Raw genomic sequence first — 18,549 nt, forward strand, 5'->3', positions numbered from 1 at the left:
ATGAACCAGACCGATCTATTGGAAGAGATCTTACTGTTAGCACGCAAAGCGGGTGACGCCATCATGCCGATTTATGCCAAAGATTTTAATATCGAGTATAAGGCTGATGAAAGTCCAGTAACCGATGCCGATTTCGCGGCCCATAAGGTAATAGTTGAAGGTCTAAAAAAACTCACTCCCGAGCTGCCTATTTTGAGTGAAGAAAGTGCCGATATTGATTGGCCAACCCGACAAGCATGGGAACAATACTGGCTGGTCGACCCAATCGACGGTACTAAAGAGTTCATCAAAAAGAATGGCGAATTTACCGTCAATATTGCGTTAATCAAAAACGCTAAACCAATACTGGGGGTGGTACATGCACCCGCTTTGAATGTCAGCTATTTAGCAGCTGAAGCCATTGGTGCATTTAGAGAGTGTGGCGAAGCGCGCATTGAACTAAAAGTGACTAAAAAGCCTAACAAAGGCAAAATTCATGTGGTTGGTTCTCGTTCACACCCATCTCCTGACTTAGCAACATATCTCGAACAATTTGAAGAAGTTGAAATGGTTCCTAAGGGCAGCTCGCTAAAGCTGTGTCTCGTTGCTGAAGGCCAAGCTGATATTTACCCTCGACTTGGACCAACTTGTGAATGGGATACGGGTGCAGGTCACGCTGTCGCAGAAATTGCAGGCGCAACGGTCAGCCAAATTGATGGTACGCCACTGCAATACAACCAAAAAGAGAGTTACCTCAACCCTTATTTTGTGGTTTCACGCCTAATTGATTAGTATCGACTAAAAGCATGGACTGAGTCCATGCTTTTACGCTCCAGCTTACGCGCCATATAACGTGCGCATCGCTTTGTAATCGATGCCAAACTGACGCTCAAACCAACTATTTACATAATCATCATCAGGTGCCACGCGAGCACATCTGAGCACATTTTCAGTCGAGTTTTGCGCATACTGATTTTGGCAGTATTGGTTAGCCCATAGTTTTGTCAGCTCTTCGCTGGTGCCTTGTGTCAGGTGCTTTAAATAGTCAGAAAATGCGCCCGTTTGATCTAAAAATTTGGCCGTTCTAGGGGTTAACTCAGCTTCTTCAAAGTCGGCACTATGACTGACGGTTCGATTGTTTTTGCTATCTATATACTGATTTGCAAACTGCATTGTAGCCAATTGGCCACTGTAGCTTAAGCGTGCAGAGTATTCTTCATAGTAGTGTGTTTGTGGATAGATATAGACCCGTTCAATATCTACCTCAACTTGTTTAGATTTGTCATTTGGATCAAGACGTAGCTCCTTGACCAAATAGCGTTTTTCCTGTTGCTTTTGTATGCTGTTGCGCTGATAGTCAACATCGGCGGTTATCGTCAAGTTAAGTACATTATCACCAAAAGGAGAGTACCAAATACTTTGCTGAAACTGGTCTTTAAGCTCCCTGAGGGCACCATCTATTAACTGCTGATGAGCGCGTCGTTTTGAGGTATTAAGTTGTAGTTGCTTATTGAAAACAATACTTCTATAACGGCTTTGGTCACGCTGATCTAGCTTGAACGTTGGTGACACTCCCCAAGCCGAGCAATATTTTTGTGCGAGCTGTTTGAGAAAAAAACGCTGTCCCTGCACCTGCTCAGCCAGCGTGTGACATTTGTTTGTTGCTTGTTCGCTTAGTTGTTGCTGATAGCCCGTCAACAATGAAGTAAGTTGCGCGTTGGCGACCAAAAACGCATACTTGTGCTCAAACCAACGAAACTTATCTGGATATGTGCTGCTGGCTAGATCTTTGGCTTGAGTACGTAAAAACTGCTCAGCGTAACGAATTTCCTCACTTTGTGTTGCAGCTTGTGCCCCCATCGCTTCAATATGCCAAGCGCTTTGATTTCTCAAGATAGCTTCAAGCTTATCCGCAGCCCCCACTTGATTTGCAGCCAATCGCAACATGCGAACCTCAATGAGTCCGCGGTCTATAATTTTGTGGCGGGCCTGATTAAGCCGCTGCTGAGCCTCAACATCTGTTGCATCTTCGTTTAAAGCTTGCTGATAAAATTCGGCTGCCTGTTGATACATGCCCTGTTCGTATAATTTGTCTCCTTTTTCAACGAGGCTGGTACAGGCGCTGAGAAAAAAAACCGCGCCCACTAACGCTAACATACGAGTCATACCGCTTAAATCCTTGTGTTCACTACCTATCAGGCTGTTTTATTTCTGAGTATAGATCCATTGTATCCAATTAAGGCGCACTAGGCGACGGATAAAATAACACCAAAATGTATCACTTTGACTACGCTTTATAAAAAGGGAAAAAAACAGGGCGAGAATAATGCAACAATCAATCCGCTGGATAGCCACAGGGGCTTTATTAATATTCCAAAGTATCGTGCATGCTGATGAGTCAAATGATCCAGTACATATTTATACCGAAGACTTCCCTCCTTATCAGGAGTTTCTGGGGCCGGGGCGAATTGGCGGAGTCGCTACAGATTTGGTAAAAATGCTTTTTGAGCACAGCAAAATTGATTACAAAATTCATGTTCTACCTTGGTTTAGAACCAATCATGTGGTGAACAATACCCCCAACGCCTTTATTTACTCTCTGGCACGCACACAAGAGCGCGAAAAGCAATATCATTGGGTCGCCCCCCTGTGCGAAATAAATGTATCTTTCTATAAGCTCAAAGCGAGAAAAGATATAAAGATTAATGATATTGAGGATGTCAGGCAATACGTTGTCGCCGTGGCCTCAGGACAACCAACCGAGCAACATTTGGTGGAAATCGGGTTCAGCCAAGATGATAACTTAGTGATCCTAGCCAGCCATGAACAAGGCGCACAAATGCTCAACAAAGCACGAGTTGACCTGTTGTATGGCGCCGACCTATTCGTGAAAAATGTACAAATGGCATTAGGTAGGCACGGAGAGTGGGAGCGTGTTTATGTTTCTCCCCATTTGAGTAAACGCATGTACCTCGCCGCCAATATTAACAGCGATGAGAGCTTAATCAGCAAACTGCAAAAAAGCCATCACATGCTTAAAAGCAAGCTCAATACCGAGGCCCGCTGTGAGCAGGCAATAAGAGCGCATTAAGCCGCTAGCCCACTCGCGCCAACTGCCGCACTTGTACCTTAGCAAATACTTTGTTCAAGCACTCTTTGGTGACGACGATATTAAAGTGCCTTTGTAGCAACTGCTGCAGCTGAGACACACTACGGATCTCCAGCTCGCTTTGTGTCTGCTCGCGCTCATCTAGGCATAAAAAAGTCGTATTGCGGATCAGGTAGCGCTTGCCATCATCAACACGTGACACAACCAGGTTATTCACAAACGCCGCCTCGGGATGCTGGTGACTGTAAAAATGCCCCACCTCGCAGTCCTCTTCAAATACCTTTGCTAAGTCAATCTCATATAAAGTGAGTGACTCAGGTTCAAGTAACGAGACTTTCACATGGGAGTCTGTACATTCTACCCGATACTGATTGGGTCCTTCGTTGGCCACATGATCATGATCGATGGCAATCGGCATGATAGGCACCTTTACGCCAAAACCCACATCCACCACATATGTGTGATCATTATAAGTGAGTAAGGTGACTCGATGCGTTCGCGGATTATCGCTTTTACCACTAAGCATCACCCGTGCTAATGCGGGCCTGACACTGTAACCGAGCGCTTCAAGCGCTAAAAACATCACGCGATTATGCTCAAAGCAATAACCACCTTGGCGCAGTGCAATTAGCCGCTCAAACAGCGCTTCAGGTTCAAGACTTAGGTAAGTGCCCTGCATCGCATTAATGCTGCTGAAGCTGTACATAGCTATGTGCTGCGCCTGTAAGGCTTGCACAAAACTTAAAGTACCTACGGGGGCGTGAATAGAGAAGCGACTGAGGTAATGAATAATATATTCTGCGATAGGTGATGATTTTAGCTCTAGCATCCAGTTTTCCTTATACTTTTAAAGTCGTTACACGTACGATAAAAGCTCAAGTAAGGTTGAGGTCAAACGCTTTTTACGGTTTTTTAGAGACAATGATTATCATCATTAACGTACAAAATCATGGACGAAGTCCGTGGCTTTTGCGCAAGGTGAAATGCCCCAGTCTAACAATGGCTGCGGGACTCTCCGTCGGATGGCGCTTCGCTTATCCGACCTACCACTTTTTGCAGGCATTAAAAAAGGTCACCGAAGTGACCTTTTTTACAGTGTTACTGCAATCTAGAAATTATTCTACGATTGTAGCTACAACACCAGCACCAACTGTACGGCCACCTTCACGGATAGCGAAGCGTAAACCTTCGTCCATCGCGATTGGGCAGATTAGCTCTACAGTCATCTTGATGTTGTCACCAGGCATTACCATTTCTACGCCTTCTGGTAACTCAACGTTACCTGTTACGTCAGTTGTACGGAAGTAGAACTGTGGACGGTAGCCTTTGAAGAATGGCGTGTGACGACCACCTTCATCTTTCGAAAGTACGTATACTTCTGAAGTGAACTTCGTGTGAGGTGTGATTGAACCAGGCTTCGCTAGTACTTGACCACGCTCAACTTCGTCACGCTTAGTACCACGTAGTAGTGCACCAATGTTCTCACCCGCACGACCTTCGTCTAGAAGCTTACGGAACATCTCAACACCCGTACAAGTTGTCTTCGTAGTTTCTTTGATACCTACGATTTCAACTTCGTCGTTCACGTTGATGATACCAGCTTCAACACGGCCTGTTACTACTGTACCACGACCCTGGATTGAGAATACGTCTTCGATAGGCATGATGAATGGCTTATCGATGTCACGCTCTGGCTCTGGGATGTAAGAATCTAGTGCTTCTGCAAGCTCAACGATTTTGTCTTCCCACTCTTTCTCACCTTCTAACGCTTTAAGCGCTGAACCTTGGATTAGAGGTAGGTCATCACCTGGGAAGTCATACTCAGAAAGAAGTTCACGTACTTCCATCTCTACTAGCTCTAGAAGCTCTTCGTCGTCAACCATGTCACATTTGTTCATGAATACGATGATGTAAGGTACACCAACCTGACGAGAAAGTAGGATGTGCTCACGTGTTTGAGGCATAGGACCGTCAGTAGCAGCAACTACTAGGATCGCGCCGTCCATCTGTGCAGCACCAGTGATCATGTTTTTAACATAGTCAGCGTGTCCTGGACAGTCTACGTGTGCGTAGTGACGAGTCGGTGTATCGTACTCAACGTGTGAAGTTGAGATTGTGATACCACGCTCACGCTCTTCTGGAGCGTTATCGATTGATGCGAAGTCTTTTGCTACACCACCGTATACTTTTGCAAGTACGTTAGTGATTGCTGCTGTTAGAGTTGTTTTACCGTGGTCAACGTGGCCGATTGTACCTACGTTTACGTGCGGTTTTACGCGTTCAAACTTTTCTTTTGCCATGACGGAACCTATCAGTTTTTGTGTATCTAGATTACATATAAAAATAACCCGCCATATGCGAGCTAAGATTATTCTTTCAGTTATTTAATGACAAATCAAAGGAAGTATTTGAGAAGATTCTTAAGACTGGTGCTGATAGGCAGATTTGAACTGCCGACCTCACCCTTACCAAGGGTGCGCTCTACCAACTGAGCTATATCAGCACACCAGAATACTGGAGCGGGCAGCGGGAATCGAACCCGCATCATCAGCTTGGAAGGCTGAGGTAATAGCCATTATACGATGCCCGCTTTAGGAACCTGTTCTTAACTACCTCGAACCGTCAAGAATAAAGTGGTGGAGGGGGCTGGATTCGAACCAGCGAAGGCAGTGCCGTCAGATTTACAGTCTGATCCCTTTGGCCGCTCGGGAACCCCTCCACGAAAAATTCTTTCCTAAAGCATCTGCAGATTGCAGTGTAAAAAATGGTGCCGACTATCCGAGTCGAACGGATGACCTACTGATTACAAGTCAGTTGCTCTACCAACTGAGCTAAGTCGGCACTGCTTTAGTACGGGGCGAGATTCTAGAGCAAGGTTTCGGGCGATGCAACAACAATCTGCAAAAAAATGTGAAAATAATGCTTAAGTGCTCAGATTTACGGCAAAAACGCGCTAAAACATTCAAAGTTGAATGTTTTTACGCCAAAACAGTAGTCCCTGAAAGACCAAAAAGTCATGAAACAAAGTCTCACATTCAAGCTGCTGAGATATAAATTCACCGTATCCGCCTGCACAAATCACGTTAAGGTCATGTTTATCACACTCTAAGCTTGCTATTCCCGCATACACAGCCCCCAATGTTGCCACCAAAGCGCCATTTTTGACCGCATTAGGCGTATTCTTACCCAGTTCCTGGGTATATAAGCTTTGCTCATCACTGAATACTTTTTGCGTATTACTCACCACACTGCTGACCATCATATCCAACCCCGGCAGTATCCAGCCACCCAAATGCTGGCCACGGGCGCTAAGCACATCTACTTTGGTGGCGGTGCCCGAATCAACAATGACACAATGCTTGTTAGGATATAAATAATGACATGCCACCACAGTTAACCAGCGATCGATCCCAAGGTTTTGATATTGTGTATACGCACAGTGTAATTGGCCTAACACAGGTGTTACATAAGCGTGAATAATTGGAATGTTCAACTGCTGCGCTTTGACGGTGTAGGGAGTTAATTCATCTGACTTTCCGACTTGTGCCACCAGCACCTCGCTGAGCTTCCCCCACGGAATATCGCTTTGCGCTATCACCTTTATAGTTTGTTGCTCAGCCAAGGCTAACTTGACCGCGGTATTGCCCACATCTATTAACAAACGCATTAGTCGTCCTTACGCAATGATATTTCACCACCAAAATAGCTTTTTAATTCACCATCCTGACGTAATACAATCCCGCCTTGTTCATCGATACCTTCACACACTCCACGCCACTGGCGTTGACCAGTACTTAGTGTAACAACTTCTCCTGCAAAAGCATTGAGCGCGTTCCACTGCACTTTCATCTCAGCCAAACCAGTTTTCTGGTATTGCGCCAAACGCGCAGTCAAGCACTGGGTGAGCACAGCAACCAGTTGATTTTTATCCAGTGTTCCGATATGACTCGACAAGTCTGTCCAAGGTTGGTCGATATGAGATGAGGCGCCATCTGGCATGAGCAAATTAATACCTATACCAATCACTAGGTGACAAGGGCCTTCTACTTGACCATCTAACTCCACTAGCACCCCAGCGAGTTTCTTGCCATTTAGGTAAATGTCGTTTGGCCATTTGAGTGATACATCGAGTTGATACAAAGACTTCAAAGCATCATATACCGCTAACCCCACCGCAATAGATACCCCCATGGCAGCTTGCAAACCATCATCTAATCGCCAGTAGTAACTGTAATAAAGGTTTGCGCCAAAGGGGGATTGCCATGTACGACCGCGCCTACCTCGACCGGCTTGTTGCATTTCCGCCGCTAAGATCTGCCCCGAAGCCATCGGTCGCTTTGCTTGCACACGGCGCATTAACTCACTATTGGTTGAATCAATCACCGCAGCCACTTCTATTGGATTATGGCACTGTAACTGAGTGAGGTGCTGACTTATCTGCGTTTTATCTAACAAAGGTAAACTGTGGTTAAGACTGTAGCCCTTGCCACTGACGGTAAATATATCAATTCCCATCTCTTGCAACGAAGCAATATGTTTTGACACCGCCGCTCGGCTAATGCCTAACTGTTCTCCCAACAATTGTCCAGACACAAACCCACCTTGGTTGAGTGCATTCAAAACCGCAAGCTTGTTACCTTGAAGCGCTTTAGCCATTCATGACTCCCTGAATGTGTATTTCGTCATATTGCCCCATCAGACGTACTTCATGCTCCAAACGGACACGGAACTGACCCCAAACCTGTTGCTGAATATATTCTATCATGGCTATCAAATCTTCTGCGCTGCCTTTACCTTGGTTCACCAACACCAGAGCCTGCTGCTGATAAACAACAATATCGCCAATTTGGTGGCCCTTGAGGCCAAGTTGTTCTATTAACCACCCCGCAGCAATTTTTTGCTGCTGCGGGTCAACATAATAAACAGGCATATTTGCAAAGCGCTGTTTGAGCACAGCTATCATCTCATTGCTGACAATAGGGTTTTTAAAAAAGCTGCCCGCATTGGCCAGTAGCTGTGGATCTGGTAGCTTACTTTGTCGGACATTGATGACCGTGTCACACACTTGCTTGGCTGTTGGTTGTTGCTCATGAAGAGCTTGTAATGGACCATAACTTAGCTGCGGCCGCCATTGCTTATTCAATCTAAGTCCCACACGCGTGATCACAAAGCATCCTTTGCGTGCATGTTTAAACACAGAATCACGATAGCCAAATTCACACTGCTCATTACTCAGCTTGACACATTGCTTTGTTGCAATATCAAAGCCCTCAACGTACTCAACAAATTGTGCTAATTCAACGCCATAAGCGCCAATATTCTGCACGGGGGCCGCTCCTACGGTGCCTGGGATTAACGCTAAGTTTTCTAACCCAGCAATATTTTGCTCTAGCAAATAGATGACCAGCGCGTGCCAATTTTCTCCTGCGGCCACTTCTACCAACCAGTTGTCACCGCGTTCTTCAATTGTGATGCCTCGAAGCGCAATCTTCAGTACGGTGCCGGCAAAATCATCGACAAAGATGGTATTACTCCCTTCTCCAAGCAAACAAAATGGCTTTGAGAAATCAATACCTTCAAGTTGGTGCCAATCACTAATAGTCACTAGCTGATGGCATTGACTGGGTAGGGCAAATGTATGTAGAGACTGTAAAGCGTGCACTGCATGGCCTTAACAAATAATTTCAATAGCGCTAGTTTACCCGATCACTTAACTGGGCGCATCCATGTGTGATCTTAACCACAAGCGTGTTATAACATGACCACAAACACTCCATAACGAGCAAGGATTTTATGAAATTAACAGCCTTCGCGACCAGCCTTGCGCTGGCGGGACTCTCACACTCTGTCACAGCAACTCAAGCAGTAGACCAACACACCTATGCCAATCTCAATGATGTAATCTCAACTCATCTGCACCTAGATTTGGACGTAGACTTTGCCGACAAACAACTAGAAGGCTTTGTTGAGCACACCTTGGAGTGGAAGAATAGCAAAGCTCGCACTTTGGTACTTGATACCCGTGATTTAGAAGTCGATAAAGTGATGTATCAAGGTCGTGATGGCAAATGGCATAAGGCCAGCTTCACACTTGCCAAACGTGATGATGTAAAAGGCGCTAAGCTGACAATACGTTTCAAAGAACAAGCAAAAAAAGCACGCGTTTATTATAACAGCCTGCCACAAGCATCTGGCCTACAGTGGCTAACACCCATCCAAACAGCCAGCAAAACACACCCGTTCATGTACAGTCAGTCTCAGGCTATTCATGCCCGCAGCTGGATCCCAGTACAGGATACTCCGGCCATGCGTGTCACTTACTCGGCTCGCATCAACACTCCGAAAGACGTGCGAGCGGTGATGAGTGCAGATAACTCGGGCGCACTTATCAAAGATGGCGATTATTGGTTTGATATGCCTCAAGCTATCCCACCGTATTTAATCGCTATCGGTGCGGGCAACCTTGAATATAAAGAAATGTCTCACCAAACGGCAATTTTTGCTGAGCCGCAAATCTTGGATGCCTCGGTTGCGGAGTTTAATGACACGCAAACCATGATCAACAAAACCAATGCTATGTACGGCGAGTATGCATGGGGTCGTTACGACTTGTTAATGCTACCACCAAGCTTTCCATTTGGCGGCATGGAAAATCCACGTTTATCCTTTATCACACCAACGGTTGTCGCCGGTGATAAGAGTTTGGTGAATCTAATCGCCCATGAACTGGCTCATTCTTGGTCTGGTAACTTGGTTACCAACGCGACATGGGAAGACTTGTGGTTGAACGAAGGTTTTACGTCGTATGTTGAAAACCGCATCATGGAAGAAGTATTTGGTCGAGAACGTGCGGTAATGGAGCAAGCACTAGATGCAGCGGGTTTACGCGCACTACTCAAAACGATCGCTGCACCCGACACACGCTTGAACCTAAAGCTTAATGGTCGCGATCCTGATGATGCCTTTAGTTCGGTACCTTATACCAAAGGTCAATTGTTCTTAATTTACCTAGAAGAACAGTTTGGTCGTGAAAAGTTTGATGTGTTCGTCAAAGAATATTTTAAAACTTACGCGTTTAAATCGTTAACTACAGCAGAGTTTGTTGAATACTTAAAAGTAAATCTACTTGAGAAATACCCAGGTGTTGTTAGTTTGGACAAGGCCAAAGAGTGGATCTTTGAACCTGGACTTCCCAGTGATGCCCCTAACCCCACATCCGACGCATTTGACAAAGTAGATGCTCACACACAGGCTTGGTTAACAGGAAAACAAGATTTAAGCAGCCTCCCAACCGACAGTTGGACGGTTCACGAGTGGTTGCACTTTATCAACAACTTACCTCGAGATCTTGCGCCAGCCAAAATGACTGAGTTGGATAAGGCATTTAACCTAACCCAATCTACCAATGCGGAACGCGCATTTGCTTGGTACATGCTAGCTGTAGGCAATGGTTATGAAGCCATTTATCCTGCTTTGGACAAACATCTAACGGGTATTGGTCGTCGTAAGTTGATTGTTCCTCTATACAAAGCACTGGTTAAGCATGGTAAGCGTGACTGGGCTTACAAGGTGTACCAGAATGCACGTCCGGGTTATCACCCATTAGCACAAGGCACAATTGACGCGATTTTTGAGTAGTAAACGACGCGAAAATTATAGATTAGAAGGGCCACTATTGGCCCTTTATTTTTTCTAGAAATGCGGCTCTTTGTGCATCGTTTGCTTGTTGCCACCAAAATTCCAACATAGAGTACGCATCGGGATGAGATATGCCTTTTGCAGGTCTATCATTAGGTGGCGCAACGGGTGTTGAGGCCGTAGGAGCAAGTTCTCTCGCCGTCACCGGTCGTTCTTGGGAAAGGTTTGGACGAAACTTTAATGTCTTAAGCTCGACAGCTTGTCCACTCGGTGTTTGCAACGAAGCACTGGGATGTTTCGCAAATTGCTTAGCCAAGTCGACACTCTCAGGGCGTTGAAACAACACCTGATAATCGCCCTCTTCTGTCAGCTCCACAATCACCCAAAACGGGTCAGACTCAATCACCTCATGCTCATCATAGTTTAACTCATATAAGTCGTTGTATTTTAATTTTAAGATGTGACGACCCGGCGCAAGTTCTAGTTCAGTAACTTTGCTAAATAGCGAATGTTCGACTTCTTGTTCATTCACTTGCAAAGGGTACAGTTCTGACGAAAAATTGACCGTTGCACTGCCTGCATAGGCAAAGTTGAGTAATGTAAGTAGCGTAATGAATAAACCATATATCTTAACAGTCATGTTATATCCTTCAATTTTATGGCGATGTGTACATTTGCAGTTTGACAGGCGGTGTAAACTTTGTCATTAGTGTAACCATTCAACCTTAGTATACCCACCATGCCGTTCAATGATTGAAATCGAGCATGTATTTAGTAGGATCTAACATGACAGATAGCACAATTTTCGACAAAATTATCAACAAAGAAATTCCAGCCGATGTTGTTTATGAAGACGAGCACACTCTCGCCTTTAAAGACATTAATCCTCAGGCTCCGTTCCATGTGTTGGTGATCCCCAAACAGCGTATTGCGACCATTAACGATGTAAATGAAGAAAACGCCCACCTTGTTGGCAACTTATATGTTGTTGCGGCAAAACTTGCCAAGCAACACGGCTTTGCCGAAGATGGCTACCGTGTGGTGATGAATTGCAATGAGCATGGCGGACAAACGGTGTATCATATTCACTTACACATGCTGGCTGGGCAGGCAATGGGGTGGCCTCCATATCAAAATAAGAAAAAAGAACTATTCTAAACTATTCTTTGTTAAATAAAGTAAACAGTTAAGTTATTATACGGGAAAACAAAACTTTATTCATATCAAAAGGTTAACATTTTAATTTGATAATATGTTACTGCTCATGATCTTACCTAGCAGTAACATATAGCAAATACTTCTATGCTTTGATGAAAATACTAATACAAAAGGGCGGAACCTCATGTTAGCATTGAAGTATCAGTTTGAATGAGAGTGTTAGTATCAATGAGCAGTTCTGCCTTTTTGTTATTAGATAAAAATCCAATTAATACCATAGGTATAAACGTGCTTCAGCCATTGCTCAAAACGCAAGGGCTAGAAGTTATTACCAGTACCAACATCGAAGATGTACCGGAAGGAACAAGAATCCTATTTATCGAAACATCACCCAAAGATGCATGGAATACGCTCAAAGAGCAGCTCTCTAGGCTACAAGTCAATTGTGACATCGTTCTTTTCAACCTTGATGAAAACCCTGAGCTGGCTAACAGAGCACTGCTAAGTGGTATCCGTGGTGTTTTTTATACCACCGACAACGCAGATGTATTGATGAAAGGTATCCGCCTGCTGATGGAAAACCAGCTTTGGTATCGCCGTGAGATCATGTGTAATGCGCTAAATCGTATGTTGCAATTTAATAAAGATGCACTGCATAAACTTACAGAAGGTGACATCGAACCAGTAAAACTCACTAAACGAGAAAAGGCAATAATCTCTTTGATGAGTAAAGGTGCTAAGAACAAAGAAATTGCCGAAGATCTAAATATCAGCCCGCATACCGTTAAAACTCACTTATATAGTGCTTTTAGAAAAACCAAATGCCGTAACCGAATCGAGTTGCTGTCTTGGGCTCAGCAAAATATTCCTGATGAAATTCGCTAAGCAGCAGTTTTATCAATTGTGTTATTAAAACAGTCGCTTTGGCGGCTGTTTTGCTTCTTTACTCCCCCACCACAAGTCTCTATGCTAACCAATTAAGTACCTAACATAATAAATAAAAAAATATGTTTGATCCGAAAACTCTGTACATCACCAGCGCAGCGATGATGGCAATGATGGTATTGCTTAACTTTCTCACTTGGCGAACGAACAAAGATACACCGGGCACCTTGCTCTATATATTTTACCCGCTTGTTCTATTTGCTGCGGTGATCGGGTTTTCTGTACACAGCCAGCTGCACCTATGGCAAAGCATTGGCTTTGCAAACGCGTTATTATTTACTGCCTCAATTATTCACGGCTTTTCAATTTCACAGTTTCTGAATTACAAGGGCGTAGAACTTAAGCTATTTCTAGGCATCACCGCCATACTATTTGTCGGGTTAGTTTACTTTAGTGCGTTTGATGACAATTTGCGTTACCGGATTTTGGTCTCAGATCTACAGCATATCGCTGAAACCATTTTTTTGCTTTACTTGTTTTTACGCTTTGCTCGTCCTTTGTACCCAAATGGCACGATCGTTTATACCATTATTTTGTTGCTGGTAATGAGCGCGTTTACGGCGCGTACCTTCTTAATGGGAGACGTCACCCAATTCAGCCTGCTGGATGACAACTGGTTTGTCACCACATTATTTATTAACGGCGTGTTAGCGCCCATATTTTACGCCACAGGTATGGCACTGCTATGTAATGAGAAACGTGAATTAAACCTCAATCAACTCACAGAAAAAGCGCAAAAAGATTTGGAGATCAGAGGATTGTTTTTGTCTACCATCAGCCATGAGATCCGCACCCCGTTAAATGGTATTTTAGGCAGTGCGCAGTTGGTACTTAACCGTACCACCAATCACCGTAATAAGGCTTACTGTGAAGCCATTATTAATTCCGCTGAATCGCTTAATTTACTGATTGATAAAGTACTAGACTACGCAAGCTTAGATCAGAGTGACGAGGCCTTATATGAAGAAGATGTCGAATTAAAAAGTTGGCTAAACAATTTGTGCTTGCTACTTAGTCCACTTGCAGAACAGAAAAAGCTATCGTTTGAGCTGATTTATGATCTACCTGAGCAAGCCTGCTACTACTGCGACCAACAAAAACTTAGGCAAATTGTGATCAACCTAGTCGGCAATGCCATCAAGTTTACTGATAAAGGAAGCGTTAAAATCCGTGTTGAGTTGGTCAAAGAAACCAATATGGATCATACCGTTCGCTTTAGCGTCATTGACTCAGGCCCAGGTATCGACAAAGAAGATATCGATAAGTTAACCGAGCCGTATGTGCAAAGCAGCGCTGGAAAAATTAAAGGTGGCACAGGGCTTGGGCTGGCAATTACCAGCCGTTTGCTAGAGCGTTTGGGTTCAAAATTAAACATTAACAGTGCGGTGGGCCAAGGCAGCGTATTTAGCTTTGATGTGACCCTGACATTAGGCGAGCTAAGCCTCGTAGAGCAGCGTCATCATAACCCAGACTGTATTATTGGCCTCAATGTGCTATTGGTAGAAGATTTAGATTTAAACCAAAAGATTGCCATTGAGTTTATGGCCGCCGACGAACATAAAGTTAAACTTGCCACCGATGGTCAAAGCGCCATGACACTGTTGCAGCAACACCAATTTGATGTGGTACTTTTGGATATGAACCTGCCAGATCTGACAGGTCAAGAGGTCATGCGTAAGCTGAAAAATATTGAACATAAAAACAAACGCACACCATTTTTAGCGTTCACCGCCAGCCTCAGCCCAGATGAAATCAAAGAATATTTAGCACTGGGGATCAAAGATATCGTTGGCAAGCCCATTAAACAAGAAAAGCTCCGACAGGCACTAAGTGACTCACAAAGCGCACAGAAACCCAACATCAGCATAGAGCTGACTGATACGCTGTATGATGACACGGCCGTTAATTCGCTGAAAAGTGGTTTTAGTGAAGATGAAATCTCCTCGGTGTATAATGAATTTGTTTTGTCGGCCCGCAATAAGCTAATCCACATTCAGCAGTTAGAAGGGGTCAACAACGACCAGTGCATTAAACTGCTACACCGTCAAGCGGGCACCGCTTTGCAACTAGGCTTTAACCGCTATGGCCTAGCACTAAAAAAAGTTGAGCGCCGCTTGCTTGATGGTAAATCCAGTGATGGAGAGCTCACCCAGGCTATGAATTTATGGCAGCAAAGTTTGGAAGCCTATTTAAGCTTTATAAGAAAGAATACCTTAGGCTAATTTCGAGCGGACGTGAGGTGTAGATGTATCACTCACCTCACACTGCATTTCATACTTTTTGGCTAGCAAACGACTTATCCCCCAGCTTATTTGCCGATTTTTTAGACACTATTTTCTCGACGCAAACAAGAATTGTTCTACACTTTCTATCAGTCAGTTGTTTAGTTGATACTTCTAAAAATTGGTAACAAGGAATATGTTATGCGCAACTTAATCAAGCATTTCACCACGCTTAACTTAACAAAAAAGCTTACTATTGCGTTTTTATTGGTTGCACTTTTCCCCACTGCAGGAATTATTGCCATCGCGCTGTATCACTCTTCTTCAGCACTCCAAGAGCAGTCATACGCACAACTTGGCGCAGTCAGCGAAGTTAAAAAGAATGCGGTACTTAGGTACTTTGATGGAGTACGCGATAAACTACAAATGTTAGCCATCAACCCACACACAGCCAAAGCCGCCGAGTCTTTTACCTATGCTATCGCCAATTTAGACGCACCAACCCATATTCCGCAAAACCTACGTAGCTTTTATCAAACCCAGTTCACGGATAAGTTTATCGAACAAAACCCAGAGAAGAGGCCACCTGAGGGACTACTAGATACGCTCTCACCCGAGGGAATTGAGCTGCAAACACGATATATAGCAAACAATACCTACCCACTAGGCGAAAAATCGCGATTAGTCAGCACGGGCCATTTAGACAATTATGATCTCGCTCACCGTGAGTTTCATCAGTACTTCAATGAAGTTTCTAATGTGTTTGAGCTATACGATTTATTTATCATCGACAACCATACGGGCATCATAGTCTATTCAGTTTTCAAAGAATTAGATTTCGCCACATCTTTGCTTAATGGCCCTTATGCCGAGAGTAATTTAGCCAAAGTATTTAGCGCCGCCAAAGCGCTAAAAGGCGAACAAACATATGCTTTTGCAGACTATGAACAATACCTCCCCTCCTACAATGCGCCAGCGAGTTTTATTGCCGCTCCCATTGATATTGCAGGCACGGCAGGGGCAACTTTGGTGTTTCAGCTTTCTGTAGAAGCGCTCAATAGTATTATGACTGAACGAGAAGGACTTGGACAAAGCGGCGAAACCTATTTAGTTGGACCCGATGGCTTGATGCGTTCTGACTCTTATTTAGATCCCCTCGATCATTCAGTGGTTAATTCTTTTAAACACCCTGAAAAAGGCAGAATTGATACTGAGTCTTATCACTTGGCTATTGCAGGCCAAGAAGGTCAAAAGTTAGTCACCGATTACAACGGTCAAAGTGTGCTTTCAGCTTATACCCCAATCAACATTATGGGCGTACAATGGGCATTACTGTCAGAGATAGACGAAACCGAGGCGTTTGCCGCCATCACTCAGCTGACTCAGGTGCTCACCATCATGCTGCTAGTCTGTATCGTGGTCATCATCGTTGCCGCCATGTGGTTTGCTAAAACGCTCACTAAACCTGTTCATGCACTGGTTTCTACCATGCGCCGAGTTGAGCATGAAGGGGATTTCTCTTTGCGGGCGCCCGTGTCTACCAGCGATGAAATTGGCGAGTCAGCTCAGGCATTCAATTCTATGCTAGACGCGCTACAAGTTTCATTAACTGCGACTAATCGCGTTATGAATAAAATGGCTGATGGTTGTTTTTCAGACCGCATAAAAGTTGAATGTAAAGGCGAGCTTGACGTACTAAAACAGGCCACTAACCACTGTGCTAGCACTTTAGACAGTGCGATTGGCGAAATTAATAACATCATCAGATCAATGTCTGAGGGGCAGTTTGATGGCCAAATCCATGCAACCATGTCTGGAGATCTCGCAAAACTCAAAGACAACGTGAACTACTCACTCTATTCGCTGGATAACACCATGAACGCCATAGTTCATGTTATGAAGAACGTTGAACAAGGTAACTTCAAGGAACAAATAAATATAGAAGCAGGTGGCAAGTTAGAGCAGTTGAAAAACTGTGTGAATAATTCGGTGCAGAGCCTATCTGGCGCGGTTGATGATGTAAGCAAAGTAATGAGCGCTATCCGTAATGGTGATCTCACCAAGCGTATTAGTCTGCCACTACAAGGACAATTAGAAACCTTAAAAGATGACATCAACTTCAGCGTCACCAACCTCGCCGAAGTGATAGAAGATATTTGTAGTGTCATGGCTTCGGTCAGTCAAGGAGATTTCAAGCATGTCGTAGAGTGCGAAGCTCATGGTCAACTCGGCAAACTTAAAAAAGACATCAACCTGTCAATCGAGTCTCTTGATGTGGCCGTCAGCGAGATTTCATCGGTAATGACAGCCATCAGCTATGGTCGTTTTGACCGAACCATCGAATCCTCAATGAAAGGCCAGCTACATTCACTCAAAACGGATATCAACCGTTCGGTTAACAACCTCAGTCAGGTCATTGCCGAGCTCGGCAGTGTGATGGCAGCAATGTGTGAGGGGAACTTCAGCCTCCAGATTCATTCCGATTTACAGGGCGAATTACTGCAACTGAAAGAGGATGTGAACGGCTCCACGGCTGTGATCAACGACGCGATTAGTGAAGTAACGCAAGTATTGAGTGCCTTAGCAAAAGGTGACTTAACCCATACCATCAATGGCGATTATGAAGGCGTATTCAGTACTTTGAAAAGCGATGTGAACGCCACAATCGCTAAACTCACTGAGGTGATTGAAAGTATTCAACAAACTGCGAGTAACGTATCACAAAGCGCTTCCGAAATTGCTGACAGTAACACCGAGATCAGTGCTCGCACAGAGGAGCAGGCTGCTAACTTAGAAGAAGCCAGTGCCAGTACCAGTCAAATGCTGGATGCATTAACCCAAGTCTCGACCCAATCTGGTACCGCCGTAAAACTTGCCCACCATGCAGAAGAAACGGCCAAAGAAGGTGGTGAGCTGTCAAACGAAACCGTTGATGCCATCCACGAAGTGGACAAGGCGAGCAAGAGTATTAATGAGATTGTCTCTGTTATTGATGGGTTAGCGTTTCAAACCAACTTACTCGCACTCAATGCCGCTGTTGAAGCCGCAAGAGCGGGAGAAAACGGAAAAGGTTTTGCTGTAGTTGCCAATGAAGTCAGAGAACTGGCAGGGCGTAGTGCTGCATCCGCTAAACAAATCAAAGAAATTATCGCTAATAGCAATGAAAAAGTAGGCCAAGGAATTGAAATGGCCAATAGCTCAGGGCTGAAGCTTGAGCAAATCGTCTCGGCAGTCTTAGAAGTCAGTGAAACCATCGTGAAAATCAATCACTCCACCACCAGTCAACAACACGCGATTAAAGAAGTTGACCAAGTGGTACAGCGGCTCACTGATTTGATCCAAGAAAATTCTGCAATTACCGAAGAAACAATGGCTGCCGCCAAACAAATGGCTGAACAATCTCACGAAATGCGCCGTCTGTTGGAATATTTTAATTTAGCCAAAGACACGCCCCAAGCGACTTTATTGGTACACCAGTACAACGCCTCTTAACCATGC

14 protein-coding genes and 4 tRNA genes are annotated in these 18,549 nt (G+C 44.5%); 7 read left to right on the forward strand and 11 right to left on the reverse strand.

All coding sequences use genetic code 11. From position 1 onward, the window contains the following. Positions 1–771: a 3'(2'),5'-bisphosphate nucleotidase CysQ gene (gene cysQ, locus L1070_RS12915; RefSeq protein WP_237125834.1), complete on the forward strand. Its 771-nt coding sequence runs from the start codon at positions 1–3 to the stop codon at positions 769–771. Between the two features lie 45 nt (positions 772–816). Here the strand turns inward: cysQ and L1070_RS12920 are convergent, their stop codons facing one another. Continuing rightward, a complete protein-coding gene (locus tag L1070_RS12920) occupies positions 817–2,145 on the reverse strand; it encodes a tetratricopeptide repeat protein (protein ID WP_237125835.1) in 1,329 nt (442 codons plus the stop codon). Between the two features lie 160 nt (positions 2,146–2,305). Here L1070_RS12920 and L1070_RS12925 point away from each other — a divergent pair, with 160 nt between their 5' ends. Continuing rightward, positions 2,306–3,070, forward strand: a complete 765-nt coding sequence (locus L1070_RS12925) for a transporter substrate-binding domain-containing protein (protein ID WP_083330374.1) — start codon at positions 2,306–2,308, stop codon at positions 3,068–3,070. Between the two features lie 4 nt (positions 3,071–3,074). Here L1070_RS12925 and L1070_RS12930 read toward each other — a convergent pair whose 3' ends face one another. The 9 genes from L1070_RS12930 to murB form a co-directional block, all read right to left on the reverse strand. After that, positions 3,075–3,917 (reverse strand): arylamine N-acetyltransferase, encoded by an 843-nt coding sequence (locus L1070_RS12930; protein WP_237125836.1) that lies wholly within the window; start codon positions 3,915–3,917, stop codon positions 3,075–3,077. 286 nt (positions 3,918–4,203) lie between these two features. Next, positions 4,204–5,388, reverse strand: a complete 1,185-nt coding sequence (gene tuf / locus L1070_RS12935; RefSeq protein ID WP_237125819.1) for an elongation factor Tu — start codon at positions 5,386–5,388, stop codon at positions 4,204–4,206. Between the two features lie 127 nt (positions 5,389–5,515). Then, a tRNA-Thr gene (locus L1070_RS12940) sits at positions 5,516–5,591 on the reverse strand. A 12-nt stretch (positions 5,592–5,603) separates the two neighbouring features. After that, positions 5,604–5,678: transfer RNA gene (locus L1070_RS12945), tRNA-Gly, on the reverse strand. Positions 5,679–5,722: 44 nt separating this feature from the next. Then, a tRNA-Tyr gene (locus L1070_RS12950) sits at positions 5,723–5,807 on the reverse strand. 46 nt (positions 5,808–5,853) lie between these two features. Beyond that, positions 5,854–5,929 (reverse strand) — tRNA-Thr (locus L1070_RS12955). Positions 5,930–6,050: 121 nt separating this feature from the next. After that, on the reverse strand, positions 6,051–6,755 hold the full coding sequence (locus L1070_RS12960) for a type III pantothenate kinase (protein WP_237125837.1): 705 nt from the start codon (positions 6,753–6,755) through the stop codon (positions 6,051–6,053). After that, on the reverse strand, positions 6,755–7,744 hold the full coding sequence (gene birA, locus L1070_RS12965; protein ID WP_237125838.1) for a bifunctional biotin--[acetyl-CoA-carboxylase] ligase/biotin operon repressor BirA: 990 nt from the start codon (positions 7,742–7,744) through the stop codon (positions 6,755–6,757). The genes L1070_RS12960 and birA overlap by 1 nt, the downstream gene beginning before the upstream one ends. After that, entirely contained in the window at positions 7,737–8,750 is a 1,014-nt protein-coding gene (gene murB, locus L1070_RS12970; protein ID WP_237125839.1) for a UDP-N-acetylmuramate dehydrogenase, read from the reverse strand. Before murB ends, birA begins: the two co-directional genes overlap by 8 nt. A gap of 131 nt (positions 8,751–8,881) precedes the next feature. Between murB and L1070_RS12975 the strand changes: the two genes are divergently transcribed. Then, a complete protein-coding gene (locus L1070_RS12975) occupies positions 8,882–10,726 on the forward strand; it encodes a M1 family metallopeptidase (protein ID WP_237125840.1) in 1,845 nt (614 codons plus the stop codon). Between the two features lie 34 nt (positions 10,727–10,760). On the opposite strand, the gene L1070_RS12980 is transcribed toward L1070_RS12975, so the two are convergent. Next, entirely contained in the window at positions 10,761–11,366 is a 606-nt protein-coding gene (locus tag L1070_RS12980) for a DUF2057 domain-containing protein (protein WP_237125841.1), read from the reverse strand. Positions 11,367–11,512: 146 nt separating this feature from the next. Between L1070_RS12980 and L1070_RS12985 the strand changes: the two genes are divergently transcribed. The 4 genes from L1070_RS12985 to L1070_RS13000 all read left to right on the forward strand — a co-directional run bounded on the left by L1070_RS12985 (position 11,513) and on the right by L1070_RS13000 (position 18,543). Then, complete coding sequence (locus L1070_RS12985; RefSeq protein WP_070982820.1) at positions 11,513–11,884, forward strand: histidine triad nucleotide-binding protein; 372 nt, start codon at positions 11,513–11,515, stop codon at positions 11,882–11,884. 228 nt (positions 11,885–12,112) lie between these two features. After that, positions 12,113–12,769, forward strand: coding sequence for a response regulator transcription factor (locus tag L1070_RS12990; RefSeq protein ID WP_070982821.1), 657 nt, complete (start codon positions 12,113–12,115; stop codon positions 12,767–12,769). 122 nt (positions 12,770–12,891) lie between these two features. Continuing rightward, positions 12,892–15,051 carry an ATP-binding protein gene (locus L1070_RS12995; protein ID WP_237125842.1) on the forward strand — a complete coding sequence of 720 codons (2,160 nt, stop codon included), beginning with the start codon at positions 12,892–12,894 and terminating at the stop codon, positions 15,049–15,051. 201 nt (positions 15,052–15,252) lie between these two features. Then, positions 15,253–18,543: a methyl-accepting chemotaxis protein gene (locus L1070_RS13000; protein WP_237125843.1), complete on the forward strand. Its 3,291-nt coding sequence runs from the start codon at positions 15,253–15,255 to the stop codon at positions 18,541–18,543. Positions 18,544–18,549: the final 6 nt, after the last annotated feature.

The sequence above is a fragment of the Pseudoalteromonas sp. MMG022 genome, assembly GCF_021654245.1.
GTDB lineage: Bacteria > Pseudomonadota > Gammaproteobacteria > Enterobacterales > Alteromonadaceae > Pseudoalteromonas > Pseudoalteromonas amylolytica.

Excerpts from the sequence above, each read along its gene's own strand:
- L1070_RS12980 (WP_237125841.1), bottom strand. The coding sequence starts at position 11,366 with ATGACTGTTAAGATATATGGTTTATTCATTACGCTACTTACATTACTC.
- cysQ (WP_237125834.1), top strand. The coding sequence starts at position 1 with ATGAACCAGACCGATCTATTGGAAGAGATCTTACTGTTAGCACGCAAA.
- L1070_RS12960 (WP_237125837.1), bottom strand. The coding sequence starts at position 6,755 with ATGCGTTTGTTAATAGATGTGGGCAATACCGCGGTCAAGTTAGCCTTG.
- L1070_RS12925 (WP_083330374.1), top strand. The coding sequence starts at position 2,306 with ATGCAACAATCAATCCGCTGGATAGCCACAGGGGCTTTATTAATATTC.
- birA (WP_237125838.1), bottom strand. The coding sequence starts at position 7,744 with ATGGCTAAAGCGCTTCAAGGTAACAAGCTTGCGGTTTTGAATGCACTC.
- L1070_RS12990 (WP_070982821.1), top strand. The coding sequence starts at position 12,113 with ATGAGCAGTTCTGCCTTTTTGTTATTAGATAAAAATCCAATTAATACC.
- L1070_RS13000 (WP_237125843.1), top strand. The coding sequence starts at position 15,253 with ATGCGCAACTTAATCAAGCATTTCACCACGCTTAACTTAACAAAAAAG.
- L1070_RS12920 (WP_237125835.1), bottom strand. The coding sequence starts at position 2,145 with ATGACTCGTATGTTAGCGTTAGTGGGCGCGGTTTTTTTTCTCAGCGCC.
- tuf (WP_237125819.1), bottom strand. The coding sequence starts at position 5,388 with ATGGCAAAAGAAAAGTTTGAACGCGTAAAACCGCACGTAAACGTAGGT.
- L1070_RS12985 (WP_070982820.1), top strand. The coding sequence starts at position 11,513 with ATGACAGATAGCACAATTTTCGACAAAATTATCAACAAAGAAATTCCA.
- L1070_RS12995 (WP_237125842.1), top strand. The coding sequence starts at position 12,892 with ATGTTTGATCCGAAAACTCTGTACATCACCAGCGCAGCGATGATGGCA.
- L1070_RS12930 (WP_237125836.1), bottom strand. The coding sequence starts at position 3,917 with ATGCTAGAGCTAAAATCATCACCTATCGCAGAATATATTATTCATTAC.
- L1070_RS12975 (WP_237125840.1), top strand. The coding sequence starts at position 8,882 with ATGAAATTAACAGCCTTCGCGACCAGCCTTGCGCTGGCGGGACTCTCA.